The following is a 17,909-nucleotide window of genomic DNA, read 5'->3' as shown; positions in this document are numbered from 1 at the left end:
ATCCCCGCGGCGCCCTTGCGGCGGTTCGCGTTCAGCCCAGGAGCCACGGCCCGGTGTAGTCCAGGTCGTACGGGGTGTCGACGGGCGCGCCCGCGGCGTTGAAGCAGCGGACGTTGATCCCGCTGCTCGGGTTCCAGTGGGCGACCTTGCAGAACTCGGCGGTCCACCCGGCGGCCACCACGTGCACGCTGCCCGTGCCGAGGTCGGCGTGGGCGAACCGCAGCGAGTAGTTGCCCGTGCCGGCGCGGGTCGCGGTCGCGCCGCCCGTCGGGACTTCGTGCTGGTACGAAGCGCTCGGCGAGTACGACGCGGCTGTGGGGTCGTTGGCCAGCGCGTAGCCGGACTGGTGGCCGTTCGGGTTGCAGCAGCCGTCGAGGCCGAGCGTGTTGGTGCGGTCGGTGAACGTCAGCACGAACCGGGAGTCGGCCCGTGTGCCCGCGGCCGTGAAGCACCGGACGTTGACCTTGATCGTCGTGGACGGCGACGTCCAGCCGAAGTTGACCACCTTGCACCGCTCGGCGGCCGAGCCGTAGGCGGTCACCAGGGCGTGCCCGCCGGTCACCGCGTGCCCGATGGCGGGCAGGAACGCGGAGTAGGCGCCGACGCCGACGCGGGAGACGGTGTTGACGCCGCCCATCGAGTTGTACTGGTAGTACGACGAGGGCGTGGAGTTCGGGCTGGTCGGGTCGCCGTGGTACAGGTAGGCGCCGGGGTACGTGCGGCCGTACTCCCAGCCGTTCCAGTACTTGTTGCTGGTGAAGCTCGCGGTGAACCGGGTGTCGACCGGCGCGCCGGCGAGGGTGTGGCAGCGGACGACGACGTTCTGGTCGTCGCCGGACGGCGACCAGCCCTCGATCTTGCACTGGTGGGTGTCGGCGCCGTACGCGGTGGCGTGGGCGACGCCGCCGCGGACACCGAGCCGCGTGAAGCGCACCGAGTACCGCCCGGTGGCCAGCCTGGTGATCGTGTTCCTCGTCGTGATGCCGACGCTGTTCATCTGGTAGGCGGGCGCCGGTGTGTACGACGCGGCGGTCGGGTTGTCCGCCCACACGTAGCCCGCGCCGCGCACCGGCCCGGTGTCGGCGCTCGCGGAGCCCGGCGTCACGACGCCCGCCGCCACCACTGCGATCACTAACGAGGTCCAGAGTCTTCGCACGTCGTCTCCCTTGCCCGGTGTTGCTGAACGGGACCTGAGAGTGCGGGCGGGCCGGGTCGGTGGCGAGTCGGCGGTCCGGCCGTCACCGGGTGTCCGCCGTTCGACCGGCACCTCGTCGGCAACCGTGGGCGTTCCCGCGCGTCGAACAGGGTGACAGCGACGGTATTGGGGGCGAGCATGCCGGACGGCTTCGTGCCGATCGAGGTGGGGCTGGTCGACGACCACTCCATGTACCGCGACGGTGCGGCGCTCTGGCTGGAGCACCAGCCGGGCAGGCGCATCAGCGTCGTCGCGGCGGTGCGGTCGGTGGCGGACCTGCCGGCCCCACCGCCCGCGGTGGTCCTGCTCGACCCGGCGCCCACCTCGGCGGCGGAGGACATCGCCGGCCTCCGCGCCGCCGGTGTCCGCGTCATCGTGCACAGCGCCGACGAGTCGCCGGACGTCGTGCGGGCCGCCTTGGAGGCGGGCGCGAAGGGCTACGTGTCCAAGCGCGCTCCGCTCTCCGACCTGGTGGAAGGCGTCGTGTCGGTGGCCGCCGGCGAGCACTACCTCACCCGGCGCCTGGCCCAGGACACCCTGCTCGCGGTTCCCGCCCGGCGACCGCTCCTGTCGCACCGCGAGGTCGAGGTGCTGCTCGGCATCGCGAAGGGTCGGACCCGGCGCGCGGTCGCCCGGTCGCCCGGTCGCTCGGCCTGTCGGAGGGCACGGTGAAGACCTACCTCGAACGCATCCGCGGCAAGTACCGGGCGGCGGGACGTGCCGCGGGGTCGGCGGTGGAGCTGTACCAACGCGCGCTGGAGGACGGCCTGGTCGGCACGCCCCTACCAGCGCAGGTCGCCGGTTTCGTCCTGGAACGTGCCCGTCGGACCGTCCGCGTCGAGAGTCGCCAGGCGCACGACGGTCCTCGCGCTCTCCTCGGGTGACCTCCCGCCGTCGAACGCCGCGGTCATGTCGGTGGCGGTGAAGCCGGGCTCGAGCGCGTTGAACTTGATGCCCGGCTCGGACTTGGCGTACTGGACCGTCAGCATGGTGGCCGCCGCCTTGGACGCCGAGTAGAGCGCGGCCCTCAGGTGGAACTCCGGCCGGTCGGGGTTGTTCACCGCCCAGAACGACCCGGCGCTGCTCGACACGGTGACCACCCTGGGGTTCGGGGAGTTGCGCAGCAGCGGGATCGCGGCCTCCGTGACGCGCACGATCCCCACCGCGTTGGTGTCGAAGACCCGCAGGGCCGTGGGACCGTCGACCACTCCGGTGTCGAGGATGCCCGCGTTGTGCACCAGGACGTCGAGCTTGCCCTCGTCCGAACCGATCGTCGCCAACGCGCTCTTCACCGATTCGTCGTCGGTGACGTCGAGTTGCACGAATCGTGCGCCCAACGCCGCCGCGGCCTTACCGCCCCGCTCGACGTCACGGGCGCCGATGTAGACGACGTGCCCCAGTTCCACCAGCTGTCGGGCCGTTTCGAAACCGATGCCCTTGTTGGCGCCGGTGACCAGTGCGACAGTCACGTTCGTCTCCCTCGAAATACCTGGTCCGAGTTGACCGTTGACCACGCTATGCACGGCTGCGAGCGTCACCCAGAGCCCTCTCGAGCCGGGGGTGTGACAGGACCCCCTCTGTCCGCCTCACCGAGTCCCGGGCCGGTCTCGTGAGCGGGACGAACGCCCTCGGCGCGTACCTGCGTGCTCGGCGGGAGCTCGTGACGCCCAAGCAGGCGGGCATCCCCGAGGTCGGCGTCCGGCGGGTGCCGGGGCTGCGGCGCGAGGAAGTCGCGCTGCTCGCCGGCATCAGCGCCGACTACTACCTGCGGTTGGAGCGGGGCCGCGACCGCAACCCGTCCGTGCAGGTGCTCGAGTCGATCGCGCGCGTGCTCCACCTGGACGACGACCACGTGGCCCACCTGATGACGTTGGTGTCGGAGGCGCCGCGGCAGCGCAGGCGCCGACGCGAGGAGGTCCCGCCGCCCGGCGCGCTCAAGCTGTTGGACTCCCTGGTCCAGCCCGCTTTCATCGAAGGCAGGTATTTCGACGTCCTGGCCTCGAACTCGCTCGCCCGAGCGCTTTCCCCCGGTCTCGTGGTGGGCGGGAATCAGCTGAGGGACATGTTCCTGGACCCGGCCGAGCAGGCGTTGTACCCGGATTGGGAAGCCGTCACGGAATGCTTCGTCGCGAACCTGCGGCAGTCCGTGGGAAACGACGTCGACGATCCCCGCTTCGTCGAGCTGACCGGGGAACTGTCCCGGGCGAGCCCCCGGTTCCGCCGGCTCTGGGCCCGCCACGAAGTGCGCGGGCAGCGCGGCACGCCGATCCGGATCAACCACCCGCAGGTCGGGGAGTTGACCCTCAACCGGGAACGGCTGGGCATCGGCGGCACGGAGGGCCTGATGCTCGTGGTGTACCACCCGGACGCCGGGTCCGGCGACGCGGACAAGTTGGCCCTGCTGGCTTCCGCCGACCTGCCGACCAAGCGCCCCGCCGAACAGCGCCGCATCCGGGTGAACTGATCGGGTCGGGCGGGGACGCCCATGCGGCACGCCCCCGCTCCGGCCGACCGTCGACCTAGTTGCGCCAGGTGTCCGAGAGCGTCACCGGTGACGTGGCGGACCGGTTGGTCCCGCTCTCCCACGTCACCGCGCCGTTGGACTCCTTGCGGATGTACTTGTACTGGAACGACGTCCCCGAGGGCAGCGTCACCGAGCCCCGCCACGTCGGGTAGGTGGCCGACGACAGCGCGATCGCCGAGGCCGGGTTCCACGCGCCGAGCGACGGGTGGTCGCCGACCACGAAGATGTTCTGCCCCAACGACGTCGTGGCGTTCACCGCGAACGACGCCGTCCCGGCCGGCGGGTTGCCGATCCCGGTCGCGCCGACGTGCAGCGCCAACGCCTCGCCCGCGCCCAACGTCGCGGTGAACTGGCCGTTCGACCCCACGGCGACCGCCACGCACCCGTCCTGCTGCACGTTGCAGTACGACCCGGCGGGCAGCGACGTCTGGAACGTCCGCGTCAGCGACGACGACTCGCGGTTGATCGCGACGAAGCCCTTGTTGCCCCGCCCGAACGCGATGGCGTCGCCGCCGTTGTCCCACCAGTTCACGACCGCCGTCCCGGCCACGGCGTTCCGGAACTGGACCATCGACGCGATCTGCGTCCACCGGTGCTGGCACTTCCACCCGGACGTGTAGCACTCCGAGCCGGACGGCGGCCCGGCGTCGTGGTTCGAGAACTCGTAGCCCGAGTACACGTTCGGCGAACCGTAGGGCCACGCCAGCATGAACACGTTCGCCAACGTGTAGGTAGACCCGTCCTTGTACGTCAGCGTCGACCCGTTGCGCTCGGTGTCCCAGTTGTCCACGAACGACCGCGCCTGGCCGCTCGGCAGGTAGCCCCACGACTGCCCGAACGTGCTCAGGTACGCCAGGTTCTCGTTGGTGAAGATCCGCTTGATGTCGTAGGCGTACCGGAACTCGTCGACGTCGCCCGACCCGGTGTACTCGCCGGGCTGCACGGCCTCACCGGCGCCGTAGATCACCTCGTGCACCCAGAACACGTTCGGGTTGCTCAACCGCGACTTGATCGCCGACAGGTCGGCCGCCGGCATGTGCTTGGCCGCGTCGATCCGGAACCCGTCGACACCCATCGCGATCAGCGAGTTCAGGTACGACGCGATCCGCCCGCGCACGTAGTCGCTGCCGGTGTTCAGGTCCGACAGCCCGACGAGTTCGCAGTTCTGCACGTTGTCGCGGTTGCGGTAGTCGCTGATGTGCGACCGGCACGAGTGGAAGTCCGGGTCGCTGTAGATGCCGGGGTAGTCGTACTTCGAGTACGACGAACCGCCGGTGCCCGTGCCCGACCCGGCGCTCATGTGGTTGATCACCGCGTCCGCGATGACCTTGACGCCCGCCGCGTGGCAGGTGTTCACCATGTTCCGGAACGCGGCCTCGTCACCGAGGCGTCCGGCGATGCGGTAGCTGACCGGCTGGTACGAGGTCCACCACTGGCCGCCCTGGATGTGCTCGGTGGCCGGTGACACCTCGACGAACCCGTAGCCGCGAGGCCCGAGCACGCTCGTGCACTCGGCGGCGACCCGCGCGAACGGCCACTGGAACAGGGTCGCGGTCACGTCCTTCGCGGACGGCGGCGCCGCAAAACTTTGCGGAACCGCCAAAAGGCTGAACAGGAGTACGACTATCGCGCCCAAGGCGCGTCGACTTGCGGAAACCACGTTGTCTCCTAGCTGGCAGGGATGTGCTCTAGGTCATACCAGCTGCCAGACTTGCTGAAAACACTTGCAAAGTATTTCATTGCCCTCCGGCGGAACCGATCCGGAAGGACACCCCATGACGCAGGACTGGTGGCGCGAGGCCGTCATCTACCAGGTCTACGTGCGCAGCTTCGCCGACTCGGACGGCGACGGCGTCGGTGACCTGCCCGGCATCCGCTCCCGGCTGCCCTACCTGGCCGACCTCGGGGTGGACGCGGTGTGGATCACGCCGTTCTACCGGTCGCCGATGGCCGACGGCGGCTACGACGTCGCCGACTACCGGACCGTCGACCCGCTGTTCGGCACGAACGACGACGCCGCGGCGCTCGTCCGGGACGCGCACGAGTTGGGCATCCGGGTGATCGTGGACCTGGTCCCGAACCACACCAGCGACCAGCACGCGTGGTTCCGGCAGGCACTGGAGTCCGCGCCGGGCTCCCCGGAACGCGCCCGCTACCACTTCCGCGACGGCCGCGACAGCGAGGACGGCCGCGGCGACCTGCCGCCCAACGACTGGGAGTCCGTCTTCGGCGGCCCCGCGTGGACCCGGGTCCCCGACGGCCAGTGGTACCTGCACCTGTTCGCGCCCGAGCAGCCGGACCTGAACTGGGACCAGCCGGAGGTGCGCGACGAGTTCCTCGACGTGCTGCGCTTCTGGCTCGACCTCGGCGTGGACGGCTTCCGCATCGACGTCGCGCACGGCATGGTCAAGGCCGACGGCCTGCCCGACGTCGGCACGCCCGGCCACCTCAAGCTGCTGGGCACGGAGGCGCTGCCGTTCTTCGACCAGGACGGCGTGCACGAGATCTACCGCGACTGGCGCAAGGTGCTCGACTCCTACCCGGGCAGCCGGATCGGCGTGGCCGAGGCGTGGACGCCGAGCCCCGAGCGCACCGCCCGCTACCTGCGCGCCGACGAGCTGCACCAGGCGTTCAACTTCCACTACCTGACCGCCGAGTGGACCGCGGCCGACGTCAAGCAGGTCATCGACGACTCGCTGGCCGCGATGAGGCCGGTCGACGCGCCGACGACGTGGGTGCTGTCCAACCACGACGTGCAGCGGCACGTGACGCGGTACGGCGGCGTGGCGCGGGCGCGTGCCGCCGCGCTGCTGATGCTGGCGCTGCCCGGCAGCGCGTACGTCTACCAGGGCGAGGAGCTGGGCCTGCCGGAGGTGCTGGACCTGCCCGAGGACGTGCTCCAGGACCCCGTGTGGGAGCGGTCGGGCCACACCGACCGCGGCCGTGACGGCTGCCGCGTGCCGATCCCGTGGACGGCGGACGGCCCGTCGTTCGGCTTCGGCGACGGCGGCTCGTGGCTGCCGCAGCCCTCCGACTGGGGCGGGCTCAGCGTGGCGAGCCAGCTCGGTGACCCGAACTCGGTGCTGGAGCTGTACCGCGGCGCGCTGCGCGTGCGACGGGAGCACCCGGACCTCGGCGCGGGCTCCGACGTGGAGTGGCTGGACGTGCCGGAAGGCGTGTTGTCGTTCCGCCGCGGCGGGTTCACGTGCGTGGTGAACTTCGGCCCGGACGTGGCACGGCTGCCCGCCGACGGCGAGGTGCTGCTCGCCTCCGGTGGCTGCGCGACCGAAGACGCGGACGTCCTCGTGCCGCCGGACACGACCGTGTGGCTCTCGCGCCCGTAGAGTCACCCGGTGTGACAGCGCGGCTCAGTGACATCGCGACCCAGGCAGGCGTGAGCGAGGCGACGGTCAGCCGAGTGGTCAACGGCAAGCCAGGCGTCTCGGCCGCGACCCGCCAGGCCGTGGTCGCCGCGATGGACGTGCTCGGCTACGAGCGCCCGCCCAGGCTCCGCCAGCGCAGCGCCGGGTTGATCGGGTTGATCACCCCCGAGTTGAACAACCCGATCTTCCCGGCGTTCGCACAGGTCATAGAGCAGGTGCTGACCCGCGACGGCTACACGCCGGTGCTGTGCACGCAGACGCCGGGCGGCTCCACCGAGGACCAGCTGACCGAGATGCTGGTCGACCGGGGCGTCACCGGGATCGTGTTCGTCTCCGGCCTGCACGCCGACACGACCGCCGACAAGGACCGGTACGTGAAGCTGGCCGGGCGCGGCGTGCCGTTCGTGATGATCAACGGCTACACCGACCAGGTGTCCGCGCCGTTCGTCTCGGTGGACAACCGGGCGGCCGTCCGGCTGGCGGTCACCCACCTGGTCGAACTCGGGCACGAGCTGATCGGCCTGGCCGTTGGCCCGCCGCGGTTCGTGCCCGCGCAGCGGATGGTGGAGGGCTTCACGCTCGTCCGCCCGCAGGCCTCCGACCTGGTCGAGCACTCCCTGTTCACGGTCGAGGGCGGCCAGGCGGCGGCGAACGCCCTGCTGGACCGCGGCTGCACGGCGATCGTGTGCGGCAGCGACCTGATGGCGTTCGGCGCGATCCGCGCGGCCCGCCAGCGGGGCCTGCACGTGCCGCGGGACGTCTCCGTCGTCGGCTTCGACGACTCGCCGCTCATCGTGTTCGCCGACCCGCCGTTGACGACGATCCGCCAGCCGGTCGAGGCGATGGGGCAGGCCGCCGTGCACGCGTTGCTGGAGGAGATCGGCGGCACGCCCGCGCCGCACGCGGAGTTCGTGTTCCAGCCGGAGTTGGTGGTGCGCGGCTCGACGGGCGCCCGTCCCAGATGACCGTGCTCGCCCAACGGATGCGAGCCCAGCGGCTCTCGCACCCGGCCGCCGACGTGGCCGACCTGTTCGCCTCCGTCTTCGCGTTGCAAGCCCAGGACGTCCCCGCGGCACGGCTCGCAGCGCGCGCCCGGGGCGTGAGGTCCCTCGACGGCCCTCTGGTGCGCACGTGGGCCATGCGCGGCACCCTCCACCTGCTCCACCGGGACGACCTGTGGGTCGTGCCCCTCCTCGGCCCGACGTTCATCGCCGCCGGACGACGTCGCCGCGCACAACTCGGCCTCACCGACGAACTGTGCGCGCGCACGCTCCCGGCGCTCCGCGAAGTCCTGACCGAGCCGCTGGAACGCGCCGAGCTGGTGCGCCGCCTGGCCGACGTCGGCATCGTCCTCGACCCGAAGTCCCAGGCGCCCGCGCACCTGCTGGCGTTCGCCGCGAACTCCGGCGTGCTGTGCCGGGGCATGGACGACACCTACCGGCTCTTGCGGATCGAGGCCGAACCCCGTGGCGTCGACGAGCTGTGGCGGCGCTACCGGCGTGCCTACGGACCGGCCACGCCCGACGACTTCGCGGCCTGGAGCGGCCTGCCCAAGCGGCAGCTCAAGGACCTGCCCGAGGTGACCGACGAACCGGCCGAGCCGACCGGCGCGGTCCGCCTGCTCGGCCACTTCGACCCGTACCTGCTCGGCTACCGCGACCGCTCCTTGGCGTTGGACCCCGACTACGCGCCGCTCGTGCAGACCGGCGGCGGTTTCCTCACCCCGCACGTCGTCGTGGACGGCCGGGTCGTCGCGGTCTGGCGGCGGGACGGCGGGCTGGTCACCGTGCGGCCGTTCGACGACTCGGCGGAGCGCCCGGACGTCGCGGCGGAGGTCGCCGACCTGGGGCGATTCCTCGACGTGGACGTGCGCTTAACCTGGGGATAGCACGTGGATAAGGTCACTGCCACGCATCGACCGCGGGAGGCGCGTTCAACTTGGGTGTGTTCGTCACGGGTGTGCGCCCGCGCTGGTCGGACATGGACGCGTTCGGCCACGTCAACCACGCCAACACGGTGACCCTGCTGGAAGAGGCGCGCATCGACCTGCTGTTCACCGAGGCCGCCAGGCACGGTGTGCCGGAGATGTCGCACGGCATGGTCGTCGCCCGGCTGGTGGTGGACTACCTCGCGCCGGTGGTGTTCACCGGTGGCGAGATCGTGGTGGAGCTGTCCGTGCGGGAACTGAAGTCCGCGTCGTTCACGTTGGACTACACGGTCCGCGGCGGTCGCCAGGAGGGCAGCGCCGTCGTCACGACGGCGGAAACCCTCATGGTGCCGTACAACCTGACGGCCGGACGCCCGCGCCGTCTTCTCGAAGCCGAGCGCGATTTCCTCGCGGGCTGGCGTGCCGGAGGTAATGGTGCCTGAGTTGGTCCTCGCCGACCCCGCCGAGCGGGACGACCTCGGCGCGTTCGTCGCGCGCGCCGTCCGGTTGGACGGCCAAGCCGTGGTGCGGCTGCGCAACCGCCCGTCCGGCGGCCTGGTCGACGCGTGGGTGGCGACCCCGTTCGACACGCTGGCCACCCGGACCGTGGCCGGGCAGATCGCGCCGGGCGACGTGACGGTGTCCGGCACCGACCTGCTCACCGGTCTGGCCGTGGTGCGCAGCGAGACCGTCGACCCCGGTCCGGCGCGGGACATGATGTGGCGCTCGGCGCTGCCGCCGGTGGCGGGCTGGCTGCCGGTGGACCGGCTGCCCGGCAGCGTGGTGTCGGAGCTGGCGGAGAAGGGCGTGGAGGTGGCGCGGGAGAACGCGGGCCCGCGCGGCACGCCGCCCGCCTCGCTGCTGGACCAGACCGTGATCACGGTGAGCGGTTCCGGGCTGGACGTGAAGGTGCCGATGCGGTGCCTGTTCGCGTTGTCCGGCATGGGTTTCCTGGGCGGTGACGACGTGCGCATCACGGCCACGGACTCGTGGCTGCGCATCGACGCACGGTTCGGCGCGGTGGTCCGCCGCCGCCACTCCATGCTGCCGCTGCTCGTCTGAGGCGGGGCCCGGCCCGTTCGGGCTGAACGAGGTCCGGTGTCGGACCCGCCGGCTACCCTGGTCGGGGGAGCAGGGGGTCCGGCGATGGAGTTCAGGGTGCTGGGGCCGGTGCGGGTCCGCGCCGGGGGCGGTCCGGTGGAGGTCGGGGGGCCGAAGCCGAGGACGCTGCTGGCGTTGCTCGCGGTCAACGCCGGCCGCGTGGTGTCCCTGGAGAAGCTGGTCGACGCGCTGTGGGGCGAGCGGCCACCCGGCGACTCCCGTTCGGCGATCTACACCTACGTCTCGACGCTGCGCCGCGCGTTGGGCGACGTGCTGGTCCGGTCCGGTGGCGGCTACCTGCTGTCGGTCCGGCCCGACCAGGTCGACCTGCACGTGTTCACCGCGGAGGTGGGCGAGGGCCGCCGCGCGCTGGCCGAGGGCGACCTCGAAGCCGCCGCCGCGTGGTTCGCCGCCGCTCTGGGCCACTGGCACGGCACCCCGTTGGGCGGCGCGCAGGGCTCGTGGGCGGAAGGTGAGCGGTCCCGGCTCGAGGAGCTGCGCGTCGGCGCGCTGGAGGACCGCTTCGACGCCGACCTGGCGCTGGGCCGGGGCGAGTCGCTGATCGCCGAGCTGAGCGTGGCCGTGGCGGAGAACCCGCTCCGGGAACGGTTGCGCAGCCAGCTCATGCTCGCGCTGGGCCAGGCGGGTCGGCGTGCCGAGGCGTTGGCCTGCTACCAGCAGGGCAGGCGCATCCTGCTGGACGAACTCGGCCTCGAACCGGGCTTGGCCCTGCGCGCGACGCACGAACGCGTCCTGCGCGGCGAGCCGGACCCACCGACCACCGCCGACCAACCACCGCGCCCGTCCGCCCCACCGCCCACTGCAGACCGACCGCCACACAGCTCCGGCCGACCACCCACATCCGGTCCGCCGACGCCGAGCCAGCTGCCGTGCGACATCGCCGACTTCACCGGCCGCGTGGCCGAGCAGGACCGCCTGGTGGCCTACCTGACCGGGCCGACGGGCGCGGTGCGGGTGTGCGCGATCTCCGGCCAGCCGGGCGCGGGCAAGTCGACGCTCGCCGCCCACGTGGCGCACGCCGTGCGCGACCACTTCACCGACGGCCAGCTGTACGCGACCCTGCGCGGCGACGGCGCCGTGCCCGCCGAGCCGGCCGAGGTGCTGGCCGGGTTCCTGCGCGCGCTCGGCACACCGGAGGAAGCCATCCCGGCCGATCCGGCCGAACGCGCCCAGCTCTACCGCACCCTGCTGGCCGACCGACGGGTGCTGATCGTGCTGGACGACGCCCGCGACGAGCGCCAGGTCCGGCCGCTGCTGCCCGGTGGCGCGACGTGCGCCGTGCTCACCACCAGCCGCGAACGGCTCGGCGCGCTCGGCGGCGCGGCCCAGCTCGACCTGAGCGTGCTGCCCGACCCCGAGGCGCTGGAACTGCTCGACCGCGTGGTCGGCGACGGCCGGGTGGCGGCCGAACCGGAGGCCGCCGAGGCCATCGTCCGGCTCTGCGGCCGGTTGCCGCTGGCCCTGCGCATCGCGGGCGCACGCCTGGCCGCCCGTCCGCAGTGGCGGCTCGCCCGCCTCGCCGAACGCCTCGGCGTGCAGCGGCGCGTGCTCCGCGAACTCACCCTCGGCGACCTGGAGGTGCGCGGCAGCCTCGCGTTGAGCTACGACGGCCTGGCCGAACGCGAACGCGCCGCGCTGCGAAGACTCGGGCTGCTCGGCGTCACGACGTTCGGCGGCTGGCTCGTCGCGCCGCTGCTCGACTGCGACCCCCGTGAGGCCGAGGAAGTGGTGGAACGCCTGGTCGACTCACGGCTGCTCGACCTCGCCACCACCGACGGCGGCACCGCCCTCCGCTACCGGATGCACGACCTGACCAGGGCGTTCGCCCACGAACGCGGTGAGGCCGAAGAACCGGAGGCCACCGTCAAGGCCGCGTGCGCACGTGCCGCCCGAGCCTGGCTGGCCCTGGTCGACCTCGCCGGCAGCCACATGCCGCACACGGCGTTCGACCGGGAGCGCACCGCGCCCGACCCGAGGTACCTGGACCGGGACACGGCGGCCGAGGTCGCCGCCGACCCCGAGGCGTGGTTCGACGCCGAGCAGGCGGGCCTGGTCGAGGTGGTGGAACGGGTCAGCGAACTCGACCTGACCGACGTGGCGACCAGGCTCGCCGCAGCCCTGTGCTCCTCGCGGTTCTCCGTCCGGAACCTGTTCGGCCAGTGGTGGCGCACGCACTCTGCGGCGTTGGACGCGGCCCGACGAGCACACGACCGGGCGGGCGAGGCGCGGCTGTTGTCGGGCCTCGGCTGGCTGCGGTACGAGCAGGACCGGTTCGAGGAGGCCGCGTCGTACTACGGGCAGGCGCTGGACGCCTACCGGCAGGGCGGCGACGCCAAGGGCGAGGCGTCGACCCGGCTGGCGCTGAGCACGGTGCTGCGCGAGCACGGCGAGCTGGCCCGGGCGCGGGAACTGCTCGACCTGGCCCTGCCCGTGCTGCGGGAGCTGGACGAGGAGCACCTGGTCGCGCAGGCGTCACACGGGCTGGGCCGGGTGCTCACCGAGCAGGGCGACCTGGACCTCGCGCTGGAGGTGTGCGAGCAGACCGTCCGGGCCTACCGCGCCGCCGGTGACCGCCGGGGTGAGGCGATCGCGCTGCGGTCGGTGAGCATGGTGCACCGCGCCGCCGGCCGCTGGGACGTGGCGGCCGAGCACGCCGCCCGTGCCGTCGAGCTGCTGCGGCCCCTCGGCGACCGGTTGATGTCCGCCTACGCGACCCAGGCGCTGGCCAAGGTCCGCCTCCGCCAGGGTCGCGGCGACGCCGTGCGCAGCGACCTGCTCGAATGCCTCGGCACGTGCAACGAGATGCAGGACGGCTTCGGCCAGGCCCTCGTGCTGCGCACGCTCGGCGAACTGGAGCTGGCCTGCCTGCGCCCCGAGGTGGCGCGCCGCTACCTGGAACGTTCACTGCACTGGTGGGAGGCGTTGTCCCTGCCGGTGTGGCGGGCCAGGACCCTGCGGGACCTGGCCGCCGCGCTGTCCGCGTCGGGCGATCCGGCCGCCGCCGAAGCGGCCCGCCGCGAAGCCGAGTCGATCTTCCGCGCCCACGGCTGCCGTGAAGCGGGCGAGCCGTCCCGGCCCCTGCCCCCGAACTCGCACGCCATCGCCTGACCGGCACTTTTGGTTTTCTTTGAGGCCCGGCCCCGAGGATGCCGCCCACGCGACAGCGGTGGTCGGAGGCGCGGTCGAGGGGTCCGCGCCTCCCCACATCAGCCGGGGATCAGACCAGCCAGACGGCCGTGTCGGGCGGCAGCTGGTTGCCGTCCATCGGACCGCTGGCGAGCAGGATCTCGCCGGGCGGCAGCGGCACCGGGCCGCCGGACGTGTTCAGCGCGCAGATCAGCCCGCCGCCCTTGCGCCGGAACGCGAAGCACCCGGGCGGGGCGCCGTACCACTCCAGCTCGTCGCCGTTGAACGCCGGCTGCGACTTCCGCAGTTCGAGCGCGTGCCGGTAGAACGACAGCATCGACTCGGGGTCTTCCAGCTGCGACTCGGCGGTCAGGCCGGCCCACTCGTTCGGCTGCGGCAGCCACGTGGTGACGCCCTGGGTGAAGCCGAACGGCGGGGTGTCGCCCTCCCACGGCACGGGCACCCGGCACCCGTCGCGACCGCGCAGGGTGTGCCCGGACCGCAGCCAGATCGGGTCCTGCAACGCCCACTCCGGCAGCTCCACGTCCGGCAGGCCCAGCTCTTCGCCGTTGTAGAGGTAGACCACACCCGGCAGGGCCAGCTCGACCAGCGTCATCGCCCGCGCCCGCCGCGCACCGAGGTCGCCGCCGCCGTACCGGGTCACGTGCCGCGGCACGTCGTGGTTGGACAGCGTCCAGGTCGCGGGCGCGCCCACGCTCCGGACGGCGCCCAACCCGTGCTCGACGGCCGAGCGGACGGCGTCCGCGTCGAACGGCGCCTGCAGCAGCCCGAAGCTGAAGCCGAGGTGCAGCTCGTCGGGCCGCAGGTACCGGGCGTACCGCTCGTCGTCCTTGACCCAGATCTCGCCGACGGCCATCCGGCCCGGGTACTCGTCGATGACCTTGCGGATCATCCGGTGGATCTCGTGCACCCCGTCGTTGTCGAACCGCGGGTCCAGCGCGTTGTCGTGCAGGATGCCCGAGCCCAGCTCGACCCGCGGATCGATGTTCGGCAACCCGTAGGGCTTGGCCATGCCGTGCGCCACGTCGATGCGGAACCCGTCGACCCCGCGGTCGAGCCAGAACCGCAGCGTGCGCGCCAGGTCGGCGGCGACCTCCGGGTTGTCCCAGTTCAGGTCGGGCTGCTCGGGCGCGAACAGGTGCAGGTACCACTGCCCGTCGGCCACCCGGGTCCACGCCGGCCCGCCGAACTGGCTCGACCAGTTGTTCGGCGGCACGGACCCGTCGAACCCGCCGCCGTCGCGGAAGACGAACCGGTCCCGCTCGACCGAGCCCGGCCCGGCCCGCAGCGCGGCCTGGAACCAGGCGTGCCGGTCGCTGGTGTGGTTCGGGACCAGGTCGATCGTGATCTTCAGGTTGTGCGCGTGCGCCTCGGTGACCAGCCGGTCGAACGCGGCCAGGTCGCCGAACAGCGGGTCGACGTCACGGGGGTCGGCCACGTCGTAGCCGTGGTCGGCCATGGGCGAGGTGAAGAACGGCGTGAGCCAGAGGGCGTCCACGCCGAGCAGTTCGAGGTAGCCGAGCCGGGAGCGGATACCGTCGAGGTCGCCCACGCCGTCACCGTTCGCGTCGGCGAAGGATCGGACGTAGACCTGGTAGAAGACGGCGTCACGCCACCAGGCGGACTCGTCGGCGATCTCTGGTTGTAGATCGGAGGATCGTCGCACGAGGAGTCATCCTGCCATTCGCGACCGACACCACGACCCCGTTCGAGTGATCAAGAATCACACCCAGGCGTTCATCATGCTGTTGGCGGCCATCTCCAGGTACGCCCAGAGCTGCTTGCGGTGTTCGGGGGAGAGGTCGACCGAGTCGACGCCGACCTTGATGCAGCGCAACCACGCGTCCCGCTCAACGGGACCGATCACGAACGGAGCGTGACGCATCCGCAACCGAGGATGACCCCGGTTGTCCGAATACGTGTGCGGACCGCCCCAGTACTGCATCAGGAACAGCCGGAACCGCTCTTCGGCGGGACCGAGGTCTTCTTCGGGGTACAGCGGACGCAGGACGGGATCGTCGGCCACTTCCTCGTAGAAGCGCGCGACGATCTTGTGGAACGTCTCGTACCCGCCCACTGCTTCGTAGAAGTTCTCCGGAGGAGTGGTCACCCCTCCATCCTGCCTCAGCCACCCGGGTGCGGCCGACGCCGACCCCGCCCAGCGCGGCGGCCGGCCGGGTTGGCGAACAGCTGGCGCATCGCGGCGGTTCGTGGTCACCGCGTCACGCGGCACCGCATCCTGGGCCCGACATCTCCTGTCACGAGGGAGAACACGACATGGGCGACGCCAACGAGGCGCTCTTGCACTGGTTCCGGCAGGGAGGGTGGACGCAGCTCGAACTGGCGCGGGCCGTCGGGCGGCTGGGCCGGGCACGTGGCTACAACGTCGCGCCGGACAGCTCGCGGGTGCGGCGGTGGCTGGAGGGCGAGCGGCCGCGGCACCCGGTCCCGGACCTGCTGGCGGCGCTGTTCGCCGAACGGACGGGTCGGCCGTGCACGCCGGCGGACCTCGGGCTGGCCACGGCGTCGCCGACCCGCGATGAGGTGTCGTGGGACCACCGGGCGCTGGTCGCCACGTTGCAGGACTTCACCAGGAGCGATCTGATGATCAAACGCAGGGATGTGCTCGGCGCGACCGCCGCCCTGGCCACGGGCGCGGTCCTGGAGGGCAGGCTGGCCGGGTGGCTCGACCCGGACGGCGACGCGCCACCGTCACCGGCCTTGGGACCGGGCCGCATCGGCACCGCGGAGATCGCCGAGATCGAGGCCGCGACCAGGACGTTCTGGGCCTGGGACGCCAAGCGCGGCGGCGGCCTCTACCGCGAGGCCGTGGTGGGGCAGCTCAAGGCGATGACCGACCTGCTCGACCACACCTACCCCGACGCGATCTCCCGCCGCCTGTTCCGCTCGACCGCGGACCTCGCCAGGCTGGCCGGCTGGATGTCGCACGACGTGGGCCTCCAGGCGACCGCGCAGCAGTACTTCACCCTGGCGCTGCACTGCGCCAAACGCGCCCGGGACACCGGGCTGGGCGTCGAGGTGCTGTCCCGGATGGCACGGCAGATGGTGCACGTCGGCAAGCCCCGCGAGGCGTTGTCCCTGGTCGCGCTGGCCAGGCGTGGCTCGGGGAGCAGGCTGGGGCCGATGGCGTCGGCCATGCTCGCGACCTGCGAGTCGTGGGCGCACGCGACCCTGGGCGACGTCCTGGCGGTGGACCGGGCGGTCGGCACGGCGGAGGCGCACTTCGCGCGCGCCGACCCGGACGAGACGCCCCCGTGGCTGTCCTACTTCGACCGGGCCGGGTTGGAGGGCATGGCGGCGCTGGCGTACCGGACCGCGGCCGACCACCGGCCCGGCGTCGAGCGGAAGGCGGAACCGCACCTCGCCGAGGCGCTGCGCCTGCGCCGTGACTCCTACCGGCGGTCGAACCTGTTCGACGTGATCTCCCTGGTGGGCGTCCGCGTGCTGCAGGGCGAGCACGCGGAAGCGAACCGCCTGGCGGCCGACCTGCTGAGCCCGGCCGGGCGCATCAGCTCGACCAGGACGTTCGACCGCATCAAGGTCGTCCGCGACCGGGCCGTGGCGGACTCCGCCAAGGCGAAGGAAGCGCGGCTGCTGGCCGACACGCTCACCACGGTGATCGCGGCCTGAGCGGCTGCCTGGTGGCCGGGCAGGAGCACCACAGGCCCCTGCCCGGTCGCCGTCAGGAGGACTTCAGCGAGATGCCGGCGTCGTCCAGCGCGGGCATCAGCTTGGCTCTCAGAGCGCGCTGGACGGCCCACTGGCGGCCCGGCCGGACCTTCACCGTCACCCGCATGGTGATGCCCTCCGGCGTGACCTTCTCCACGCCGAGCACCTGCGGCTTGTCGATGACGTCCTTGGCGAGCAGCTCCTCGCCCGTGGCGTCCTCCACGGCCTTGGTCAGCACCTCGCTGGCCGACGCCAGGTTCGCGCCGTACCCGAGCGGCAGGTCGACGACGGCCACCGCGAAGCCCTGCGAGGAGTTGCCGACCCGAAGGATCTCGCCGTTGCGGACGTACCAGACGGTGCCGTTGGTGTCGCGGATCGTGGTGATCCGCAACGCCACCGACTCGACCGTGCCGGTCGCGGGACCGAGGTCCACCACGTCGCCGACGCCGTACTGGTCCTCCAGCATCATGAACATGCCGGACAGGAAGTCCTTGACCAGGTTCTGCGCGCCGAAGCCGATGGCCACGCCGAGGATGCCCGCCGAAGTCAGGATCGGCGCGGGGTTCATGCCCAGCTCGGTGAGCACCTGGATGAACGCCACCCCGAACACGATGATCGTGACGAACGACTTGAGCACCGAGCCGATGGTCTTGGCCCGCTGCTCGCGCCGTTCGGAGACCAACGCGCCCAACGCTTGGGGGGCGCGCTCCCGCAGCGGCTTGAGCAACTTGGGCTTCCGGCCGCCGTTGCCCCGGGTCATCCGGTCGATCAGCCGGCGGAGCAGGAACCGGACGATGATGGCGATGATCAGCGTCAACGCGATGCGCAGCGCGCCCTCGGCGATCTTGGGCCCGTTGGTCACCCACCACTCGACGGCGAGGGTCGATTCCACGTTGAACAACGGTGATGGCGTCGGCTCCA

Annotated in this window: 15 protein-coding genes; 9 read left to right on the top strand and 6 right to left on the bottom strand. The window is 72.1% G+C overall.

Going from position 1 to position 17,909, the window contains the following annotated elements:
* Positions 1-31: 31 nt before the first annotated feature.
* On the bottom strand, positions 32-1,156 hold the full coding sequence (locus ADK67_RS45890) for a hypothetical protein (protein ID WP_157621613.1): 1,125 nt from the start codon (positions 1,154-1,156) through the stop codon (positions 32-34).
* A 177-nt stretch (positions 1,157-1,333) separates the two neighbouring features.
* Between ADK67_RS45890 and ADK67_RS45885 the strand changes: the two genes are divergently transcribed.
* The gene (locus tag ADK67_RS45885) at positions 1,334-1,867 is read left to right on the top strand and encodes a response regulator transcription factor (protein ID WP_053722903.1); all 534 of its coding nucleotides are present in this window, start codon (positions 1,334-1,336) and stop codon (positions 1,865-1,867) included.
* A gap of 110 nt (positions 1,868-1,977) precedes the next feature.
* Here the strand turns inward: ADK67_RS45885 and ADK67_RS45880 are convergent, their stop codons facing one another.
* On the bottom strand, positions 1,978-2,664 hold the full coding sequence (locus ADK67_RS45880) for an SDR family NAD(P)-dependent oxidoreductase (RefSeq protein WP_053722902.1): 687 nt from the start codon (positions 2,662-2,664) through the stop codon (positions 1,978-1,980).
* A gap of 140 nt (positions 2,665-2,804) precedes the next feature.
* Between ADK67_RS45880 and ADK67_RS45875 the strand changes: the two genes are divergently transcribed.
* On the top strand, positions 2,805-3,659 hold the full coding sequence (locus ADK67_RS45875; RefSeq protein WP_053722901.1) for a helix-turn-helix transcriptional regulator: 855 nt from the start codon (positions 2,805-2,807) through the stop codon (positions 3,657-3,659).
* 55 nt (positions 3,660-3,714) lie between these two features.
* Here ADK67_RS45875 and ADK67_RS45870 read toward each other — a convergent pair whose 3' ends face one another.
* Complete coding sequence (locus tag ADK67_RS45870; protein ID WP_231648695.1) at positions 3,715-5,277, bottom strand: carbohydrate-binding module family 20 domain-containing protein; 1,563 nt, start codon at positions 5,275-5,277, stop codon at positions 3,715-3,717.
* Between the two features lie 217 nt (positions 5,278-5,494).
* On the opposite strand from ADK67_RS45870, the gene ADK67_RS45865 reads away from it, so the two are divergent.
* The 6 genes from ADK67_RS45865 to ADK67_RS45840 all read left to right on the top strand — a co-directional run bounded on the left by ADK67_RS45865 (position 5,495) and on the right by ADK67_RS45840 (position 13,259).
* Positions 5,495-7,063 (top strand): glycoside hydrolase family 13 protein, encoded by a 1,569-nt coding sequence (locus tag ADK67_RS45865; protein ID WP_082404835.1) that lies wholly within the window; start codon positions 5,495-5,497, stop codon positions 7,061-7,063.
* An 11-nt stretch (positions 7,064-7,074) separates the two neighbouring features.
* Positions 7,075-8,067: a LacI family DNA-binding transcriptional regulator gene (locus tag ADK67_RS45860; RefSeq protein ID WP_197289928.1), complete on the top strand. Its 993-nt coding sequence runs from the start codon at positions 7,075-7,077 to the stop codon at positions 8,065-8,067.
* Complete coding sequence (locus tag ADK67_RS45855) at positions 8,064-8,990, top strand: DNA glycosylase AlkZ-like family protein (protein WP_053722897.1); 927 nt, start codon at positions 8,064-8,066, stop codon at positions 8,988-8,990. The genes ADK67_RS45860 and ADK67_RS45855 overlap by 4 nt, the downstream gene beginning before the upstream one ends.
* Before the next feature lie 50 nt (positions 8,991-9,040).
* On the top strand, positions 9,041-9,472 hold the full coding sequence (locus tag ADK67_RS45850) for an acyl-CoA thioesterase (protein ID WP_053722896.1): 432 nt from the start codon (positions 9,041-9,043) through the stop codon (positions 9,470-9,472).
* Positions 9,465-10,091: a hypothetical protein gene (locus ADK67_RS45845; RefSeq protein WP_053723001.1), complete on the top strand. Its 627-nt coding sequence runs from the start codon at positions 9,465-9,467 to the stop codon at positions 10,089-10,091. Before ADK67_RS45850 ends, ADK67_RS45845 begins: the two co-directional genes overlap by 8 nt.
* Before the next feature lie 84 nt (positions 10,092-10,175).
* Positions 10,176-13,259 carry an AfsR/SARP family transcriptional regulator gene (locus ADK67_RS45840; RefSeq protein WP_053722895.1) on the top strand — a complete coding sequence of 1,028 codons (3,084 nt, stop codon included), beginning with the start codon at positions 10,176-10,178 and terminating at the stop codon, positions 13,257-13,259.
* A gap of 109 nt (positions 13,260-13,368) precedes the next feature.
* Here ADK67_RS45840 and ADK67_RS45835 read toward each other — a convergent pair whose 3' ends face one another.
* A complete protein-coding gene (locus tag ADK67_RS45835; protein ID WP_082404833.1) occupies positions 13,369-14,964 on the bottom strand; it encodes a glycoside hydrolase family 13 protein in 1,596 nt (531 codons plus the stop codon).
* 57 nt (positions 14,965-15,021) lie between these two features.
* Positions 15,022-15,408: a globin gene (locus ADK67_RS45830; RefSeq protein ID WP_053722894.1), complete on the bottom strand. Its 387-nt coding sequence runs from the start codon at positions 15,406-15,408 to the stop codon at positions 15,022-15,024.
* Between the two features lie 167 nt (positions 15,409-15,575).
* Between ADK67_RS45830 and ADK67_RS45825 the strand changes: the two genes are divergently transcribed.
* Positions 15,576-16,949: a hypothetical protein gene (locus tag ADK67_RS45825; protein WP_053722893.1), complete on the top strand. Its 1,374-nt coding sequence runs from the start codon at positions 15,576-15,578 to the stop codon at positions 16,947-16,949.
* Positions 16,950-17,001: 52 nt separating this feature from the next.
* Here ADK67_RS45825 and ADK67_RS45820 read toward each other — a convergent pair whose 3' ends face one another.
* Positions 17,002-17,880: a mechanosensitive ion channel family protein gene (locus ADK67_RS45820; RefSeq protein WP_442974258.1), complete on the bottom strand. Its 879-nt coding sequence runs from the start codon at positions 17,878-17,880 to the stop codon at positions 17,002-17,004.
* Positions 17,881-17,909: the final 29 nt, after the last annotated feature.

The organism is Saccharothrix sp. NRRL B-16348, from assembly GCF_001280085.1.
GTDB lineage: Bacteria > Actinomycetota > Actinomycetes > Mycobacteriales > Pseudonocardiaceae > Actinosynnema.
Note: the sequence above shows the minus strand (reverse complement) of the source record. Positions and strands in the feature narration are given on the sequence as shown.